This window comes from Rhizobacter fulvus, from assembly GCF_964020785.1.
Genome location: NZ_OZ224516.1, coordinates 2651564 through 2665601, shown reverse-complemented (window position 1 = coordinate 2665601; position 14038 = coordinate 2651564). Strand labels below are relative to the sequence as shown.

The 14038-nt window shown below is 71.3% G+C and carries 15 protein-coding genes; 7 read left to right on the top strand and 8 right to left on the bottom strand.

The features are described 5' to 3' along the window. The first annotated feature begins 46 nt into the window (after positions 1 to 46). Positions 47 to 520, top strand: a complete 474-nt coding sequence (gene msrB, locus ACWH49_RS12650; RefSeq protein WP_448171793.1) for a peptide-methionine (R)-S-oxide reductase MsrB — start codon at positions 47 to 49, stop codon at positions 518 to 520. Here the strand turns inward: msrB and ACWH49_RS12645 are convergent. From ACWH49_RS12645 to ACWH49_RS12630, 4 genes are all read right to left on the bottom strand, one after another. Further along, positions 478 to 1965, bottom strand: a complete 1488-nt coding sequence (locus tag ACWH49_RS12645; RefSeq protein ID WP_448171792.1) for a UdgX family uracil-DNA binding protein — start codon at positions 1963 to 1965, stop codon at positions 478 to 480. The genes msrB and ACWH49_RS12645 overlap by 43 nt on opposite strands. Next, on the bottom strand, positions 1965 to 3224 hold the full coding sequence (locus ACWH49_RS12640) for a putative DNA modification/repair radical SAM protein (RefSeq protein WP_448171791.1): 1260 nt from the start codon (positions 3222 to 3224) through the stop codon (positions 1965 to 1967). Before ACWH49_RS12640 ends, ACWH49_RS12645 begins: the two co-directional genes overlap by 1 nt. 80 nt (positions 3225 to 3304) lie before the next feature. Continuing rightward, a complete protein-coding gene (locus ACWH49_RS12635; protein WP_448171790.1) occupies positions 3305 to 3718 on the bottom strand; it encodes a globin family protein in 414 nt (137 codons plus the stop codon). A 101-nt stretch (positions 3719 to 3819) separates the two neighbouring features. Then, positions 3820 to 4740, bottom strand: a complete 921-nt coding sequence (locus tag ACWH49_RS12630; protein WP_448171789.1) for an alpha/beta fold hydrolase — start codon at positions 4738 to 4740, stop codon at positions 3820 to 3822. A gap of 108 nt (positions 4741 to 4848) precedes the next feature. Between ACWH49_RS12630 and ACWH49_RS12625 the strand changes: the two genes are divergently transcribed. Further along, the gene (locus ACWH49_RS12625) at positions 4849 to 5772 is read left to right on the top strand and encodes a LysR substrate-binding domain-containing protein (protein WP_448171788.1); all 924 of its coding nucleotides are present in this window, start codon (positions 4849 to 4851) and stop codon (positions 5770 to 5772) included. A gap of 59 nt (positions 5773 to 5831) precedes the next feature. Further along, on the top strand, positions 5832 to 6134 hold the full coding sequence (locus tag ACWH49_RS12620; protein WP_056472263.1) for a DUF1330 domain-containing protein: 303 nt from the start codon (positions 5832 to 5834) through the stop codon (positions 6132 to 6134). Here ACWH49_RS12620 and ACWH49_RS12615 read toward each other — a convergent pair. Then, positions 6131 to 7093, bottom strand: a complete 963-nt coding sequence (locus ACWH49_RS12615; protein ID WP_448171787.1) for a GlxA family transcriptional regulator — start codon at positions 7091 to 7093, stop codon at positions 6131 to 6133. The two genes, ACWH49_RS12620 and ACWH49_RS12615, sit on opposite strands and share 4 nt — an antisense overlap. Before the next feature lie 126 nt (positions 7094 to 7219). Here ACWH49_RS12615 and ACWH49_RS12610 point away from each other — a divergent pair, with 126 nt between their 5' ends. Next, positions 7220 to 7522, top strand: coding sequence for a putative quinol monooxygenase (locus ACWH49_RS12610; protein WP_448171786.1), 303 nt, complete (start codon positions 7220 to 7222; stop codon positions 7520 to 7522). A 19-nt stretch (positions 7523 to 7541) separates the two neighbouring features. Here the strand turns inward: ACWH49_RS12610 and ACWH49_RS12605 are convergent, their stop codons facing one another. Then, positions 7542 to 8822, bottom strand: coding sequence for an NRAMP family divalent metal transporter (locus ACWH49_RS12605; protein WP_448171785.1), 1281 nt, complete (start codon positions 8820 to 8822; stop codon positions 7542 to 7544). A gap of 57 nt (positions 8823 to 8879) precedes the next feature. Here ACWH49_RS12605 and ACWH49_RS12600 point away from each other — a divergent pair, with 57 nt between their 5' ends. Next, the gene (locus ACWH49_RS12600; protein ID WP_448171784.1) at positions 8880 to 10835 is read left to right on the top strand and encodes a bifunctional 2',3'-cyclic-nucleotide 2'-phosphodiesterase/3'-nucleotidase; all 1956 of its coding nucleotides are present in this window, start codon (positions 8880 to 8882) and stop codon (positions 10833 to 10835) included. Further along, complete coding sequence (locus ACWH49_RS12595) at positions 10832 to 11272, top strand: nuclear transport factor 2 family protein (RefSeq protein ID WP_448171783.1); 441 nt, start codon at positions 10832 to 10834, stop codon at positions 11270 to 11272. The genes ACWH49_RS12600 and ACWH49_RS12595 overlap by 4 nt, the downstream gene beginning before the upstream one ends. A gap of 12 nt (positions 11273 to 11284) precedes the next feature. Here ACWH49_RS12595 and alkB read toward each other — a convergent pair whose 3' ends face one another. Next, positions 11285 to 11938, bottom strand: a complete 654-nt coding sequence (gene alkB, locus ACWH49_RS12590) for a DNA oxidative demethylase AlkB (RefSeq protein WP_448171782.1) — start codon at positions 11936 to 11938, stop codon at positions 11285 to 11287. 140 nt (positions 11939 to 12078) lie between these two features. Here alkB and ACWH49_RS12585 point away from each other — a divergent pair, with 140 nt between their 5' ends. Beyond that, entirely contained in the window at positions 12079 to 12771 is a 693-nt protein-coding gene (locus tag ACWH49_RS12585; protein ID WP_448171781.1) for a PEP-CTERM sorting domain-containing protein, read from the top strand. Positions 12772 to 12786: 15 nt separating this feature from the next. On the opposite strand, the gene ACWH49_RS12580 is transcribed toward ACWH49_RS12585, so the two are convergent. After that, positions 12787 to 13962 carry an MFS transporter gene (locus ACWH49_RS12580; protein ID WP_448171780.1) on the bottom strand — a complete coding sequence of 392 codons (1176 nt, stop codon included), beginning with the start codon at positions 13960 to 13962 and terminating at the stop codon, positions 12787 to 12789. Positions 13963 to 14038: the final 76 nt, after the last annotated feature.

Below are 14038 nucleotides of genomic sequence, written 5' to 3'. Positions count from 1 at the left end.
CGCGGGCAGACTGCGACCTAAGGCCTCATTTCGAAGGAGACACGTCATGACCCGCCGCCCCCTGCTCGCCCTGCTCGGCACGTTCGGCTTTGCCGCGAGCGCCGCTCGCGCGCAATCGTCGGGGCCGAAGATCGAACCGCTGCGCCTGACCGACGCCGAGTGGCAGAAGCGCCTGGCGCCCGCCGCGTACCAGGTGCTGCGCTACGAAGGCACCGAGCGCGCCGGCACCAGCCCGCTCGACCACGAGAAGCGCAAGGGCGTGTTCCATTGCGCCGGCTGCGAGCTGGCGTTGTTCTCGTCCGACACCAAGTTCGACAGCGGCACCGGCTGGCCGAGCTTCTTCGCGCCGCTGCCCGGGGCGGTCGCGACCAAGACCGATTTCAAGCTGATCGCGCCGCGCACCGAGTACCACTGCGCGCGCTGCGAAGGCCACCAGGGCCATGTGTTCGACGACGGCCCGCGGCCAACCGGCAAGCGCTACTGCAACAACGGCGTGGCCCTGAAGTTCGTGCCGGCCTGACGCAGGTCCTCGAGCCAGCGCTCGAACGCCGCGTCGCGCTCGTCCGGCGGCGTGCGCAGCAGCGCCGACGGGTGCAGCGTGACCAGCACGCGCAGGCCGTCGGCGCGCGCCAGCCACCGGCCGCGCTCCTTCATCACCGCGACCGGCCGTCCGAGCAGCGCGCGCGCCGCGGTGGCGCCGAGCGCGACGATCGCCTGCGGCGCGACCAGGGCGATCTCGCTCTCCAGCCAGTGCAGGCACGCCGCGATCTCCTGCTGCGCCGGCGTCTTGTGGATGCGCCGCTGGCCGCGCAGCTCGTACTTGAAGTGGCGCACCGCGTTGGTCAGGTAGAGCGCGTCGCGCGGCCAGCCGAGCGCCGCGAGTGCGCGGTCGAGCAGCTGGCCGGCCGGGCCGACGAACGGGCGGCCGCGCAGGTCTTCCCGGTCGCCCGGCTGTTCGCCGACCAGCATCAGCTGCGCCTGCGCCGGCCCTTCGCCGTTGACGACCTGCGTCGCCAGCGCGCCGAGCGGGCACTCGCGGCAGTGCGAAGTCGCGTCGAACAGCGCGGGCAGCGAGCCCGGCGCATGGACCTCGACCGGGCGCTGGTCGACACGCAACGCCGTGGAGGCGGCCGGCCGCCGCCTGCTCGGCTCGCTCGCGGCCTTCTCGACCATGCGGTGGCTGCGTTCGGCGGACGACGCCGACAGCGGATGGATCAACGCGGCCTCGGGCAGGTTCTTCCAATACCGGCGCGGCATTTCCTTCTCCATCATCGCGATCTTCAGGCGCGCCGGGTTGAAGATGCTCGCGTAATAGGTGAGCCACAACTGCTCCGCGGCATCGGCCGGCGGCGCGTCCTCGCGGCGCGCGCCGGGGCCGAAGACGAGTTCGGTGCCGTCCCAGCGCACGCAGCGCTCGGGCGTCAGGATCGCCCAGTGCATCTGCGCGAAGCGGCGCGCGAAGAATGGTGCGGTCGCCTCGACGATGTGGTGCGCCGGCTCGAACCACGCGACGTGCTGCACCGCGGCGCCGCCTTCGCCGGTCGACGGCAGCGGGCGGAAGCGGACGAACGCGGTCATCTTGTGCATCTCGCGCCGCACCGTGCGCGCCATCTGCTCGACCGCCATGCGGTCGGAGTCGAGTGGATCGTCGCGCAGCGCGGGCTCATGCACCAGGCGCCAGAGCAACCGGTACAGCAACCCGAAGCGGTTCGGGTCGGCATGCAGCGCGGCGCGCTCGCACAGCGGCACGAAGAACGCGGGCACGCGGACAGTCGGTGACGGCGCGGCTGACGCCGCCGACGGCGGCTCGACGGGTGCGTCGGCGAACAGGTCGCCATCGGCACGCGACCGCACCTGCCATTCGACCCGCTCCGGTGCCACGCCGTCGACCAGCAGGCCACGCGCCGCGTCGCGAAAGCCCGCGACATCGGCCTCGCCCGCGAGCACGACGACCCGCTCGGCCATCAGAACAGCGATTGCTGCTGCGGCTTCGGCCGCAACCGAGCCGCGAGGTCGGCAGCGTCCAGGCCGTGCGCGGCGCCGTGCCCCGGCAGCGTGACGAACGGCAGCACCTGGCGCAGCGGAACGTTCAGCCGCGACAGGTCGTCCATCCGCAGGGCACGCGCGCGCCGCGCCTGCAGCAGCCGCTTGACCGAGGTCACGCCCAGCCCGGGCACGCGCAGCAGCATCTCCTTCGGCGCGCGGTTCAGGTCGACCGGAAAGCGCTCGCGGTGCGCCAGTGCCCAGGCCAGCTTGGGATCGATGTCGAGTGCCAGCATGCCGTCGACGGCACCGACGATCTCGTCGTGCGCGAAGCCGTAGAAGCGCATCAGCCAGTCGGCCTGGTACAGGCGGTGTTCGCGCACCAGCGGCGGCGCGGCCAGCGGCAGGTCGCGCGAGGCGTCGGGAATCGGGCTGAAGGCCGAGTAGTAGACGCGCCTGAGGCGGTACGAGCCATACAGCGTCGCGCTGGTGCTCAGGATGCTGCGGTCGTCGGCCGCGTCGGCGCCGACGATCATCTGCGTGCTCTGTCCGGCCGGCGCGAAGCGCGGCGGCTTCGCACGCTTCGGTTGGATGGCCGGTTGCGACGCGGCGGGCTGCGGCCTGGCGGCCTCTTTGGCGTCGTCGATGTGGATGCGCAGGCGCGCCATCGAACGGCGGATCGCCGGGCCGTCCTTCTCGGGCGCCAGCGCGACCAGACCGGTGTCGGTCGGCAGTTCGATGTTGATGCTCAGGCGGTCGGCGTAACGCCCGGCGCGCGCCAGCAACTCCGGGCTGGCCTCGGGAATCGTCTTCAAATGGATGTAGCCGCGGAAGTCGTGGTCCTCGCGCAGCACCCGCGCGACCTCGACCACCTGCTCCATCGTGTAGTCCGGGCTGCGGATGATGCCGGAGCTCAGGAACAGGCCCTCGATGCAGTTGCGGCGATAGAAGTCCAACGTCAGCGCGACCACCTCATCGACCGTGAAGCGCGCGCGCGGCACGTTGCTGGTGACGCGGTTGATGCAGTACAGGCAGTCGTACAGGCAGTGGTTGGTCAGCAGGATCTTCAGCAGCGAGATGCAGCGGCCGTCCGGCGCATAGCTGTGGCAGATGCCGGCGCCCTCGGTCGAGCCGATGCCGCGGCCGCCGCGCGAATCGCGCGTGGTGGTGCCGCTGGACGCGCACGAGGCGTCGTACTTGGCGGCGTCGGCCAGGATGGCGAGTTTGCGGTCGAGTTCCAAGGCGGGTCAGGTGAAAGCTGTACGAATATACAGTTCGAGACCGACCCTTGCCGGTGCGCGGGTTCACCGCGCGCACGCCTTCAGGCGGGCACCGAGGCCGCGTCCTTCATCGTCGAGGCGAGCACGCCGTACACGTCGATCCATGCGGTCTCGACTTCCGGCGTCCACGCGGCGCCGAGGCCTTGCTGCAGGGTCTTGAGCAGCGCGTCGCCGACAACCTCGTAGTGCTCCTCCTTCACGCCGTAGCCGGCGTGGCGCTGGCCGAGCTGGCGCAGCGCGGGCAGCAGCACCTCGGGCGCATCGAGCGTCGCGACAGCCACACCGATCATCTGCATGAGCTTGGCGCCCTGTTCGACCATGTCGCCGCGGAACAGCGCTCGCAGCACCGGATCGGCCTCGAACAGGTTCGCGTAGAACAGCTCGGCCGCCTGCGGCGCGATCGGTTCGACCAGGTCGAAGCTCTCCCGCACCAGCGAGATCGTGTGGTCGTTCATCGCAAATCCTCCGAACGGTGCGTGGGGACGGTGTCGCCGCGTTGGCATGCAAGCGCGATGCCGCCCCGGCGCGGTGCGCGGAGGAAGGTGCGTCGGGCGCGTCAGCGGGCGAGGAAGTCGCGCACCAGCGCGGTGGTCGCGCGCGGGTTCTCTTCCATGATCCAGTGGCCGGAATCGGGCACGATGCCTTCGGTCACGTTGTCGGCCCCGGCGCGCATCACGGTGGCCATCATCGGCCCGAACGACTTCTCCCCGCCGACCGCGAGCACCGGCATCTTCAACCGGTCGCGCGCCAGCCAGGCCCGGTTGTCGATCGCGTCCTGGTCGAACGCCGCGAACTGCGCGAAGCCGGCGTGCATCGCGCCCGGCTGCGCGTACAGCGCGGCATAGTGGCGGCGCGCCGCTTCGCCGAAGCGCGCCGGCGTGGCCGAGAACTCGTTCCAGAACCGGTCGAGGTAGATGCGCTCGCGGCCGGCCACGAGGCGCTCCATGTCCGGCCCGCCGAAGCGGAAGTGCCACAGCAGCGGGTTCTTCAGGATCTCTTCCCACGGCCCGACGCCGGGCACCGGCGCATCGATCAGCACCAGGCGGCGCACCCGCTGCGGATTCTGGGCCGCGAACTGGAACGCGACCATGTTGCCGATGTCGTGCGCCACCACGTCGGCCTCGCGCACCCCGTACGCCTCGAGCACGCCCGCGATGTCGACCGCCTGGGTCTTCTTGTCGTAACCGCCGGCGGGACGCGCGGAGCGGCCCATGCCGCGCAGGTCGGGGACGATCACGGTGTGGTCGCGGGCCAGGTCCGCCGCCAGCGGCACCCACATGTCGCCGGTCTCGCCGTAGCCGTGCAGCAGCACGACGGCCGGGCCGCTGCCGCCCGAGCGCACATGGAGCGTGGTGCCGTTGGTCGCGACCTCGCGCAACTTGAATCCGGTCGGGAAGGTGAAGCCGGCATCCGCGGCCGACGCCGGCATGGCCAGCGTGACGAGGCAGGCGGCCCAGAGGGACAACAGGTGGCGCATCGGATGACTCCTGAGTGATGAAACTGGCGCGAAGTCTGCGCCGCACGCTCGCGCTCGACCAGCCCGGACAGGATCCAATCAGCTTCAACCAGCGGTTTAAGATGCCGCATGGCCAACCTGCAGCACCTGATCTCGTTCGTGCAGACCGCCGAGCACGGGAGCTTCTCCGCGGCCGCACGCAGCCTGGGGCTGACGCCCGCCGGCGTCAGCAAGAACGTCGCACGGCTCGAAGCCGGGCTCGGCGTGCGGCTGTTCCACCGCAGCACGCGCCGGCTGTCGCTGACCGAGAGCGGCGAGCGCTTCCTGCGCCAGGTCGATCAACCGCTCGGTGCGCTGCGCGGCGCGATGACCGGCGTGCGCGAGCGCGACGAGGCGCCGGCCGGCACCCTGAAGGTCAGCATGGGCCAGGCCTTCGGGCGCCGCTTCGTCGTGCCGCTGCTCGGCGAGTTCCTGCAGCGCTACCCGGCGATCGTGCCCGACTGGCATTTCGACAACCGCGCCGTCGACATGATCGGCGAGGGCTTCGACGCGGCGATCGGCGGCGGCTTCGAGCTCACGCCCGGCGTCGTCGCGCGCGAGCTGGCGCGGGTGCACATCGTCGCGGTCGCGTCGCCCCGGTACCTCGCCGGCCGACCGACGCCGCGCCAGCCGGAGGACCTGGCCGACTTCGACGGCATCATGCGTCGCTCGTCGCCCACCGGCCGCGTGCGGCCCTGGACGCTGCGCTCGCGCCGCGGCGTCGATCAGCCGGTGCCGTGCCGCCCGCGCATCGTGTTCAGCGACCCGGAGGCCATCGCCGAGGCCGCGTTGCTCGGCCTCGGCGTCGCGCTGCTGCCGCTGCCGTTCGCGTTCGCGGCCATCGCCGGCGGCACGCTGGTGCGATTGCTGCCCGGCTGGTACCACGATGCCGGCGCCCTCTCGCTGTACTACCCGACCCGCCGGCTGCTGCCGGCGAAGACGCGCGTGTTCGCCGAGTACCTCACCGAGCGCTTCCGCGACGCCGGGTTCGCACGGCTGGTCGACGGCCGCTGAGGCCGGCGGACGCCGCCTCGGGAAGCGACAATCCGCGTCTGACCACCAAGGAGCAGGCGATGGCCAAGGGCTACTGGATCGCGCGGGTCGACGTGAGCGACCCCGAAGGCTACAAGGCCTACGTGGCCGCGAACGCGGCGCCGCTGCAGCGCTTCGGCGCGCGCTTCCTGACGCGCGGCGGCCGCTACGAGGCCCCGGAGGGCGCAAGCCGCAGCCGCAACGTGGTGATCGAGTTCCCGTCGTACGACGCGGCGCTCGCGTGCTGGCGCTCGGCCGATTACCAGGCGGCGCTGGCGCTGCGCCAGCCGTTCTCGACCGCCGAGGTCGTGATCGTCGAAGGCTACGACGGGCCGCAGCCCTAGGCGCGCGCCCGCAGTTCGCGCACGCCCTTGCCGAGCCGGCGGCGCAGCAGGCTGCGCAGGGTCACGCCGTCCGCATAGCCGATCTGCGCGGCGATCTGGTCGACGCTCTCGCTGCCGGTGCGCAGCAGGTGCAATGCACGCTCGACCCGCAGGTCCTGGAAGTACGACAGCGGTGTCTTGCCGAGCACGGCATGCATCCGTCGCGCCAGCGTGCGTTCGCTGGCGCCGACCGCGCGGGCCGCGTCGTTCAGCGAGAAGCCGTGCGCCAGCCGATGGCGCGCCCAGCCCTCGAAGCGTTCGACCAGCGGGTCCGCATGCGCCAGGTGATCGGGGATCACGAACTCGGCCTGCGAGCCGCGCGGCTCGACGAGCAGGTAGCGCGCGGCCAGCGCGGCCAGCGCCGGGCTGCGCTGGCGCAACACGCCGAGCGCCAGGTCGAGATGCGCCATCGCCGCGCCCGCGGTCGTGAAGCCGGCCGAGTTCACCAGCATGCGGGATTCGTCGAGCGCGACCTTCGGGTAGCGCTGGCGGAACATCGGCGCGAGCCACCAGGAGGTGGTCGCGCGCTGGCCATCGAGCAGGCCGCTCTCGGCGAGCACGAAGGTGCCGGTGCACGCTGCACCGAGCACCGCAGCCCCGCCCGACCAGCGCTGCAGCAGCGTCACCGCATCGGCAACGTCGCGCCGTGCGAGGCGCGCGGCGAGCGTGTCGGGCATCTTGGCGCCAAGCGCCGGCACCAGCACGACATCAGGCGGCGGCAGCGCGTCGGCCGGCACGACCGGCACCGTGAGCCCCTGTGCGGTGTGCACGCGCCGCCGCACGCCGGCGAACGCGAACTCGATCGGCGCCGGCGCATCGGGCAGCGTGGCGGCGAGTTCGTTGGCGGTGGCGAAGGTGTCGCCCAGCGCCGCGAGGCCGAGATCGAACACGCCGTCGAGCACGAGCAGGTGCAGTCGCATGGGTCGATCGTAACGCGGGATCCGTGGCAGGAATGACATCAACCTTGTCTTTCCTGCCACTAGGCGCCGGGGCACCGTAACCCCCAGACTGCGGGCCTCGTCAACGTTCATCGAAAGGAACACACCATGGTCAAGCTCGCCCTGTTCGTCCGCCTTGAAGCCAAGCCCGGCCAGGAGGCGGCGGTGGCCGACTTCCTCGCCGGCGCGCTGCCGCTCGCGAATGCGGAAGCCGGCACCACGGCCTGGTTCGCGCTGAAGTTCGGCCCGTCGACGTTCGGCGTGTTCGATGCCTTCGCCGACGAAGCCGGCCGACAGGCGCATCTGAACGGCCCGATCGCCGCGGCGCTGATGGCGAACGCCGCAGCGCTGCTCGCCGAACCGCCGAAGATCGAGAAGATCGACCTGCTCGCCGCCAAGCTGCCGGGTTGAGCCGGCGCCGGGGCGGGGCTCAGCGGGCCAGGTCCCAGAACATCATCGCGACCGCCACCGCCATCACCGCCACCGCCCCCCAGCCGAAGAAGCGGGTCTTGCGCTTGACCGGCAGCACGCCCATCACGGTCGGGTTGCCGGCCAGGATCATCATCGCGACCATGATCGGCACCGCGACCACGCCGTTGATCACGGCGCTCCAGTAGAGCGCCTGCATCGGGTCGATCGGCGTGAAGTCCAGGCCGGTGCCGACGATGGTCGCGATGCCGATGATCGCGTAGAAGCCCTTCGCCTCGCGCCAGTGGCGCTCCAGCCCCTCCGGCCAGCCGAAGGCCTCGGCGACCGCGTAGGCGGCGGACGACGCGAGCACCGGCACCGCGAGCAGCCCGGTCGCGATGATGCCGAGCGCGAACAGCGTGAATGCGAAGTCGCCGGCCAGCGGCCGCAGCGCCTCGGCGGCCTGCGCGGCGCTCTGCACGTCGGTGACGCCGGCGCCGTGGAGCACGAGCGCCGCGGTCAGCATCACGAAGAAAGCGATGCCGTTCGAGAAGGTCATGCCGATCACCGTGTCCAGCCGCATGCGGCGCTTGGCGCGGCGCAGCGTCTCGCGGCTCTCGCCGCCGGCCTGCACGCCATGAAGGCGCATCTCCTCGACCTCCTGCGAGGCCTGCCAGAAGAACAGGTAGGGCGAGATCGTGGTGCCCAGGATCGCGACGATCATCATCCAGAACGCCGAGGTCGGAATGATCTGCGGCAGCACCAGGTCGTGCAGCACCTTGGCCCACGGAATGTTCACCGTGAAGGCCGCCGCGACATAGACGAACAGCGTCAGCGTCAGCCACTTCAGGATCGGCGCGAGCCGGCGGTACGGCACGAACACCTGCAGCAGCAGCGTGATCACGCCGAACGCCACTGCGTGGAAATGCGCCCCGCCGCCGACCATCAGTTGCAGACCCTCGCCCATCGCCGCGATGTCCGCCGCGATGTTGATCGTGTTGGCGGCCAGCAGCAGCGCGACGATCGCGAACAGGAAGAACTTCGGCGTGTGCTGGCGCAGGTTCGCGGCGATGCCCTGACCCGACTGCCGGCCGATGCGGGCGCTGACGAGCTGGATGCCGATCATGAACGGCACGGTCAGGAACACGGTCCACAAGACACCGGTGCCGAACTGCGCGCCCGCCTGGGTGTAGGTGGCGATGCCGGACGGGTCGTCGTCGGCCGCGCCGGTCACCACGCCGGGGCCGACATGGCGCAGGAAGGACGGGATGCGGCGGTGCTGGATGGGCTGGGCACGGGACATGCGAGATGATCCCATGCAGTCGCCGGCTCCCTTCATTGCCGTGCGTAAAACTGACCCATGACGACCTCGTTGCACACCCGCGCGCTCGGTATCGCCTTCACGCTCGCCCTCGGCTGCGCCGCCGCGCCGGCCGCCGAGGTGAAGCTGCGCATCCTGGAGACCACCGACCTCCACATGAACCTGCTCAGCTACGACTACTACCAGGACGCGCCGACCGACCGGTACGGCCTGGCGCGCACGATCACGCTGATCAAGGCGGCGCGCGCCGAGGTGCCGAACAGCCTGCTGTTCGACAACGGCGACCTGCTGCAGGGCAACCCGCTCGGCGACGTGGTCGCCCAGGTCGCACCGCTGCGCGACGGCCAGGTTCACCCGGCCTACAAGGTCATGAACCGGCTCGGCTACGACGCCGCCAACCTCGGCAACCACGACTTCAACTACGGCCTGCCGTTCCTGCGCCGCGCGCTCGCCGGCGCGGCGTTCCCGTACGTCAACGCCAACGTCTATCTCGACGACGCGCAGAAGAACGGCCCGGACGCGCGCCATGCGTTCGCGCCGTACGTGCTGCTCGCGCGCGAGCTGGTCGACGCGGCCGGCGCGAGGCACCCGATCACCGTCGGCGTGATCGGCTTCGTGCCGCCGCAGATCATGCAGTGGGACAAGACGAACCTGGCGGGCCGCGTCGTCGTGCGCGACATCGCCGCGACCGCGCGTCGCTACGTGCCCGAGATGCGGGCGAAGGGTGCGCAACTCGTGATCGCGATCCCGCACTCGGGTTTCGAGCGCGTTGCCGGCGGCGACCTGGCCGAGAACGAGGTGGCCCAGCTGTCGCGCATCGCCGGGATCGACGCGATCCTGTTCGGCCACTCGCACGCCGAGTTCCCGGGCCCCGACTTCGCCGGCCGACCGAATGCCGACATCGTGCGCGGCACGATCAACGGCGTGCCCGCGGTGATGCCGGGCCGCTGGGGCGACCACCTGGGCGTGATCGACCTGACGCTCGACGACGCCGGCGGCGCCTGGAAGGTGACCGCGAGCCAGGCCTCGATCCGCCCGATCTACGACAAGGCCGCGAAACGTTCGCTGGCCGCCGCCGACCCGATGGTCGAGCAGGCGATCGGCGCCGAGCACGCGCGCACGCTCGAGCACATCCGCGGCCAGGTGGCGGTCAGCAGCGCGCCGATCTACAGCTACTTCGCGCAGGTGGCCGACGACCCGTCGGTGCAGGTGGTCGCGAACGCGCAGCGCGCCTACGTGACCCGCGCGATCCAGGGCACCGCGTACGAGAAGCTGCCGGTGCTGTCGGCGGCCGCGCCGTTCAAGACCGGCGGGCGCCAGGGCTGGGGCTACTACACCGACATCCCGGCCGGCCCGCTGGCGTTCCGCAACGCGGCCGACCTGTACATGTACCCGAACACGCTGAAGGCGGTGCTGCTGACCGGCGCGCAGGTGCGCGAGTGGATCGAGATGTCGGCCGGCCAGTTCCGGCGCATCGACCCGGCCGGCCCGCCGCGGCAGGCACTGCTCGACGAAGGCTTCCGCTCGTACAACTTCGACACGCTGGACGGCGTGAGCTACCGCTTCGACCTGACCCGGCCGGCGCGCTACGACGGCAACGGCAAGTTGCTGCACCCCGAATCCCATCGCGTGCAGGACCTGCGCTTCCAGGGCGCTCCGGTGGCGCCGGAGGCGAAGTTCATCGTCGCGACCAACAACTACCGCGCGTTCGGCGGCGGCAACGTCCCCGGCCTGGACGGCAGCAACGTCGTCGTCGACTCGCCCGACGAGAACCGCCAGGTGCTGATCGACCACCTGGCGCGGATCGGCGCGGCCACGACGGGCGGGCAGGTCAACCCGAGCGCCGACGGCAACTGGTCGATCGAGCCGGTCCCGGGCGTCGCGCTGACCTTCCGCACCGGCAGCGGGGCCTTGAAGTACCTGGCGCGCCACCCGTCGATACGGCTCGTCAAGGACAACGGCGACGGCTCGGCCACGTTCGAGATCACGCCGTGAGGGCGCCTTGCATCGGTCTCCTTCTCGCGGGCCTAATGGCCGGCTGCGCGGCACCGCAGGACCGCGGCGCGACGATCGCGCAACTGACACGCCAGGCCGACGCCTGGGACCGCGCGATCGTCGCGAAGGACCGCGCCGGCATCGCCGCCAACATGTGCGACGACTTCCGCCAGATCGGCCCCGGCGGCGAGGTCGAGGACCGCGAATCGTTCATCCGCGACCTGCTGGCACCCGAACTGCAGATCGACCCGTACACGGTCGAGGACTTCGACGTCCGTCTGTACGGCGACACGGCGCTGCTCAGCGGCACGACCCGCATGACCGGCCGCTATGCCGACAAGCCGTTCGCGAGCCACTACCGCTACATCGACGTCTATGTGCGCAGCGGCGGGCGCTGGAAAGTCTGCAGCGTGCAGACGACGCGGATCGCGAAGTGAGCCGCGCGCTGCTCAGCCCGCGCGGCGGAAGGTCAGGTTGATACGCTGCCGCCCCAGCAAGGGATGTTCGCCGTCGGCCAGCGCCAGCACGCCGTGGAAGCGCAGCCGCGAGGGGCCGCCCCAGACGACGACATCGCCGTGGCGCAGCGACAGGCGCTGGGCGCGGTCGGTGCGCTTCAACCCGCCGAACAGGAACACCGCCGGCAGGCCGAGCGACACCGACACGATCGGCGCGCCGTGGTCGCGCTCGTCCCGGTCCTGGTGCAACGACAGCTTGGTGCCGGGCACGTAGCGGTTGATCAGGCAGGCGTCGGGCGTGAAGCCGGCGAAGCCCGCGGCCGCGGCCGCCTCGCGGGCAAGTCGCATGAACGAGTCGGGCATCGGCGGCCACGGCACGCCACGATCCCGGTCGACCGCGTCGTAGCGGTAGCCGCGCCGGTCGCTGAGCCAGCCGAGCGCGCCGCAATTGGTCATCGCAACCGACATGCGCAATCCGCCCGGGGTGACGAGATGGCGCAGCGGCGCGGCAGCGATCACCGCCGTCACGTCCGCCAGCAACCCGCCCTGGACCGCACGGGCGAAGGCGCGCAACACGACCGCGCCGTCCGCGATCGGCTCGGTCGCCGGCTCGACATCGTCTTGTGCATCGAACAGATCGAAGGTCATGACGCCATTGAAGCATCGACGAAACGCCTCGCGATGTAACCCGACGTTTCCAGCGCCGCGCTAGGGATTGCGACCGGTCGACCCACGGCGAACACTGCGCCGGCTCGACGCACGCGTTCACACCGTCCAGGAGTTGCCGCATGAACCACCCGCCCCGATCCGCCGCGTTCACCCTGACCGGCCTCGCCTTCGCCTTGCTGTGCGCGCTGCCGGCCCGCGCCGTGCCGGTGACGCCGGGCGCGGGACCCGTCGCGCTCCCGGGCACCACGGTCGCCGTCGATCCGTCCCTCGCCGGCACCGTGCTGGCGGATGTGCAGTCGCACTGGGTGTCGGCGATCGATCCGTTGTACGGGTTCCCGGGTGCCGAAGGCGAACTGTTCTCGCGGGTCGTGCGCCAGACCGGCAGCGGCACGCTCGATTTCTACTGGCGCATCACCGTCGAGCCGCCGTCGTACCCGAACTTCGTGCCGACGTCGCTCGCGATCACCGGTCTCTCGCTCGCGAACTTCCTGACCGGCGCGAGCTTCGACGCGAACTACCGCACCGACGGGCTCGGCACCACGGCCCCGTCCGGTGCGTTCTCGACCGATGCCGGCAGCTTCAGCTACACCTTCAGCAACCTGAGTTTCGGGCCGGGCTCGCAGAGCTATTTCCTGCTGCTGCACTCGGCCGCCACGAGCTACGACGCCTCGGCGCTCGCGACGCTCGGCGTCACCACAGTCGCGACCTTCGCGCCGACCGCGCCGATCCCCGAGCCGCAGACCTGGGCGCTGATGGCCGCCGGCCTGGTCGCACTCGGCGTCGTGCGCCGGCGCACCGCGACGCGCGGCTGACGCCATCTGCGCCGGTCAGGCACCGGCCAGCGCCCGCCCCGCGCCGGTGCGCCGCTCGAGCGCCCGGCTCCCCAGTGCGACCGCGAGGCCGGCGAGCGTCAGCAGGGCCGCGACCCAGCCGAGCGCCGCGAGGCCCGGGCCGTGGTCGATCACCAGCCCGCCGACCCAGGCGCCGAGCGCGTTGCCGAGGTTGAACGCCGCGATGTTCAGGCTCGACGCCAGGTTCTGGCCTGCACCGGCTGCGCTGTCGAGCACCCGCATCTGCAGCGGCGCGACCGTCGCGAACGAGGCGATGCCGAGCAAACCGACGAACGCGATCGCCGTCACCGCGTGGCCGATCACGAACTGCATGCTGCCGAGCACCAGCGCCATCGCAACCAGGGTGCCGAGCACCGCCTGCCTCGGCCCGCGGTCGGCCAGCTTGCCGCCGAGCAGGTTGCCGATCGCCAGGCCCCCACCGAACAGCAGCAGGACCGGCGACACCGCGCCCTCCGACAAGCCGGTGAGCCGCGTCAGCAGCGGCTGGATGTAGGTGTAGACCGCGAACAGCCCGGCGAAGCCGAGCACCGTCATCGCCAGGCCGAGCCAGACCTGCGGCCGGGCCAGCACCGCGAGTTCGTCGCGCAGCAGCGTCGGCTGCTCGGGCGCGCCGCGCGGCACGAACGCGGCGAGCACCGCGAACGCGATCACGCCGATCACCGTGACGGCCCAGAAGGTCGAGCGCCAGCCGTAGTGCAGCCCCAGCCACGCGCCGGCCGGTACGCCGAGCAGCGTCGCCGCGGTCAAGCCGGTGAACATGATCGCGATCGCCGAGGCGCGCTTGTTCGGCGGCACCAGCCCGGTCGCGACGACCGAGCCGACGCCGAAGAAGGTGCCGTGCGCGAGCGAGGTCAGCACGCGCGCAGCCATCAGCGCCTCGTAGGTCGGCGCCAGGGCGCAGGCCGCGTTGCCCAGCACGAAGATCGCCATCAGCGCGAGCAGCACGGTCTTGCGCGGCAGCCGGCGGGTCGCGAGCGTCAGCACCGGCGCGCCGACGGCGACGCCGAGCGCATAGCCCGAGATCAGCAGGCCGGCGCCGGCGATGGAGGTGTGGAGGTCCGTCGAGACCTGCAGCAGCAGGCCCATGATGACGAATTCGGTGACGCCTATTCCGAAGGCACCGGCGGTGAGGGCGAGGAGTGCGATGGGCATGATGGGCCATACTTTGGGGCGCCCGCCTCGTGATGACTAGAATGCCCGCAGGACTTGCATCTGTGATTCCAATTCA

Bases quoted from the DNA above. Each gene is read 5' to 3' on its own strand.
- ACWH49_RS12630 (WP_448171789.1), bottom strand. From the start codon at position 4,740: ATGCGCCACCTGTTGTCCCTCTGGGCCGCCTGCCTCGTCACGCTGGCC.
- ACWH49_RS12620 (WP_056472263.1), top strand. From the start codon at position 5,832: ATGGCCAAGGGCTACTGGATCGCGCGGGTCGACGTGAGCGACCCCGAA.
- ACWH49_RS12580 (WP_448171780.1), bottom strand. From the start codon at position 13,962: ATGCCCATCGCACTCCTCGCCCTCACCGCCGGTGCCTTCGGAATAGGC.
- ACWH49_RS12615 (WP_448171787.1), bottom strand. From the start codon at position 7,093: ATGCGACTGCACCTGCTCGTGCTCGACGGCGTGTTCGATCTCGGCCTC.
- alkB (WP_448171782.1), bottom strand. From the start codon at position 11,938: ATGACCTTCGATCTGTTCGATGCACAAGACGATGTCGAGCCGGCGACC.
- ACWH49_RS12610 (WP_448171786.1), top strand. From the start codon at position 7,220: ATGGTCAAGCTCGCCCTGTTCGTCCGCCTTGAAGCCAAGCCCGGCCAG.
- msrB (WP_448171793.1), top strand. From the start codon at position 47: ATGACCCGCCGCCCCCTGCTCGCCCTGCTCGGCACGTTCGGCTTTGCC.
- ACWH49_RS12605 (WP_448171785.1), bottom strand. From the start codon at position 8,822: ATGTCCCGTGCCCAGCCCATCCAGCACCGCCGCATCCCGTCCTTCCTG.
- ACWH49_RS12635 (WP_448171790.1), bottom strand. From the start codon at position 3,718: ATGAACGACCACACGATCTCGCTGGTGCGGGAGAGCTTCGACCTGGTC.
- ACWH49_RS12625 (WP_448171788.1), top strand. From the start codon at position 4,849: ATGGCCAACCTGCAGCACCTGATCTCGTTCGTGCAGACCGCCGAGCAC.
- ACWH49_RS12600 (WP_448171784.1), top strand. From the start codon at position 8,880: ATGACGACCTCGTTGCACACCCGCGCGCTCGGTATCGCCTTCACGCTC.
- ACWH49_RS12585 (WP_448171781.1), top strand. From the start codon at position 12,079: ATGAACCACCCGCCCCGATCCGCCGCGTTCACCCTGACCGGCCTCGCC.
- ACWH49_RS12645 (WP_448171792.1), bottom strand. From the start codon at position 1,965: ATGGCCGAGCGGGTCGTCGTGCTCGCGGGCGAGGCCGATGTCGCGGGC.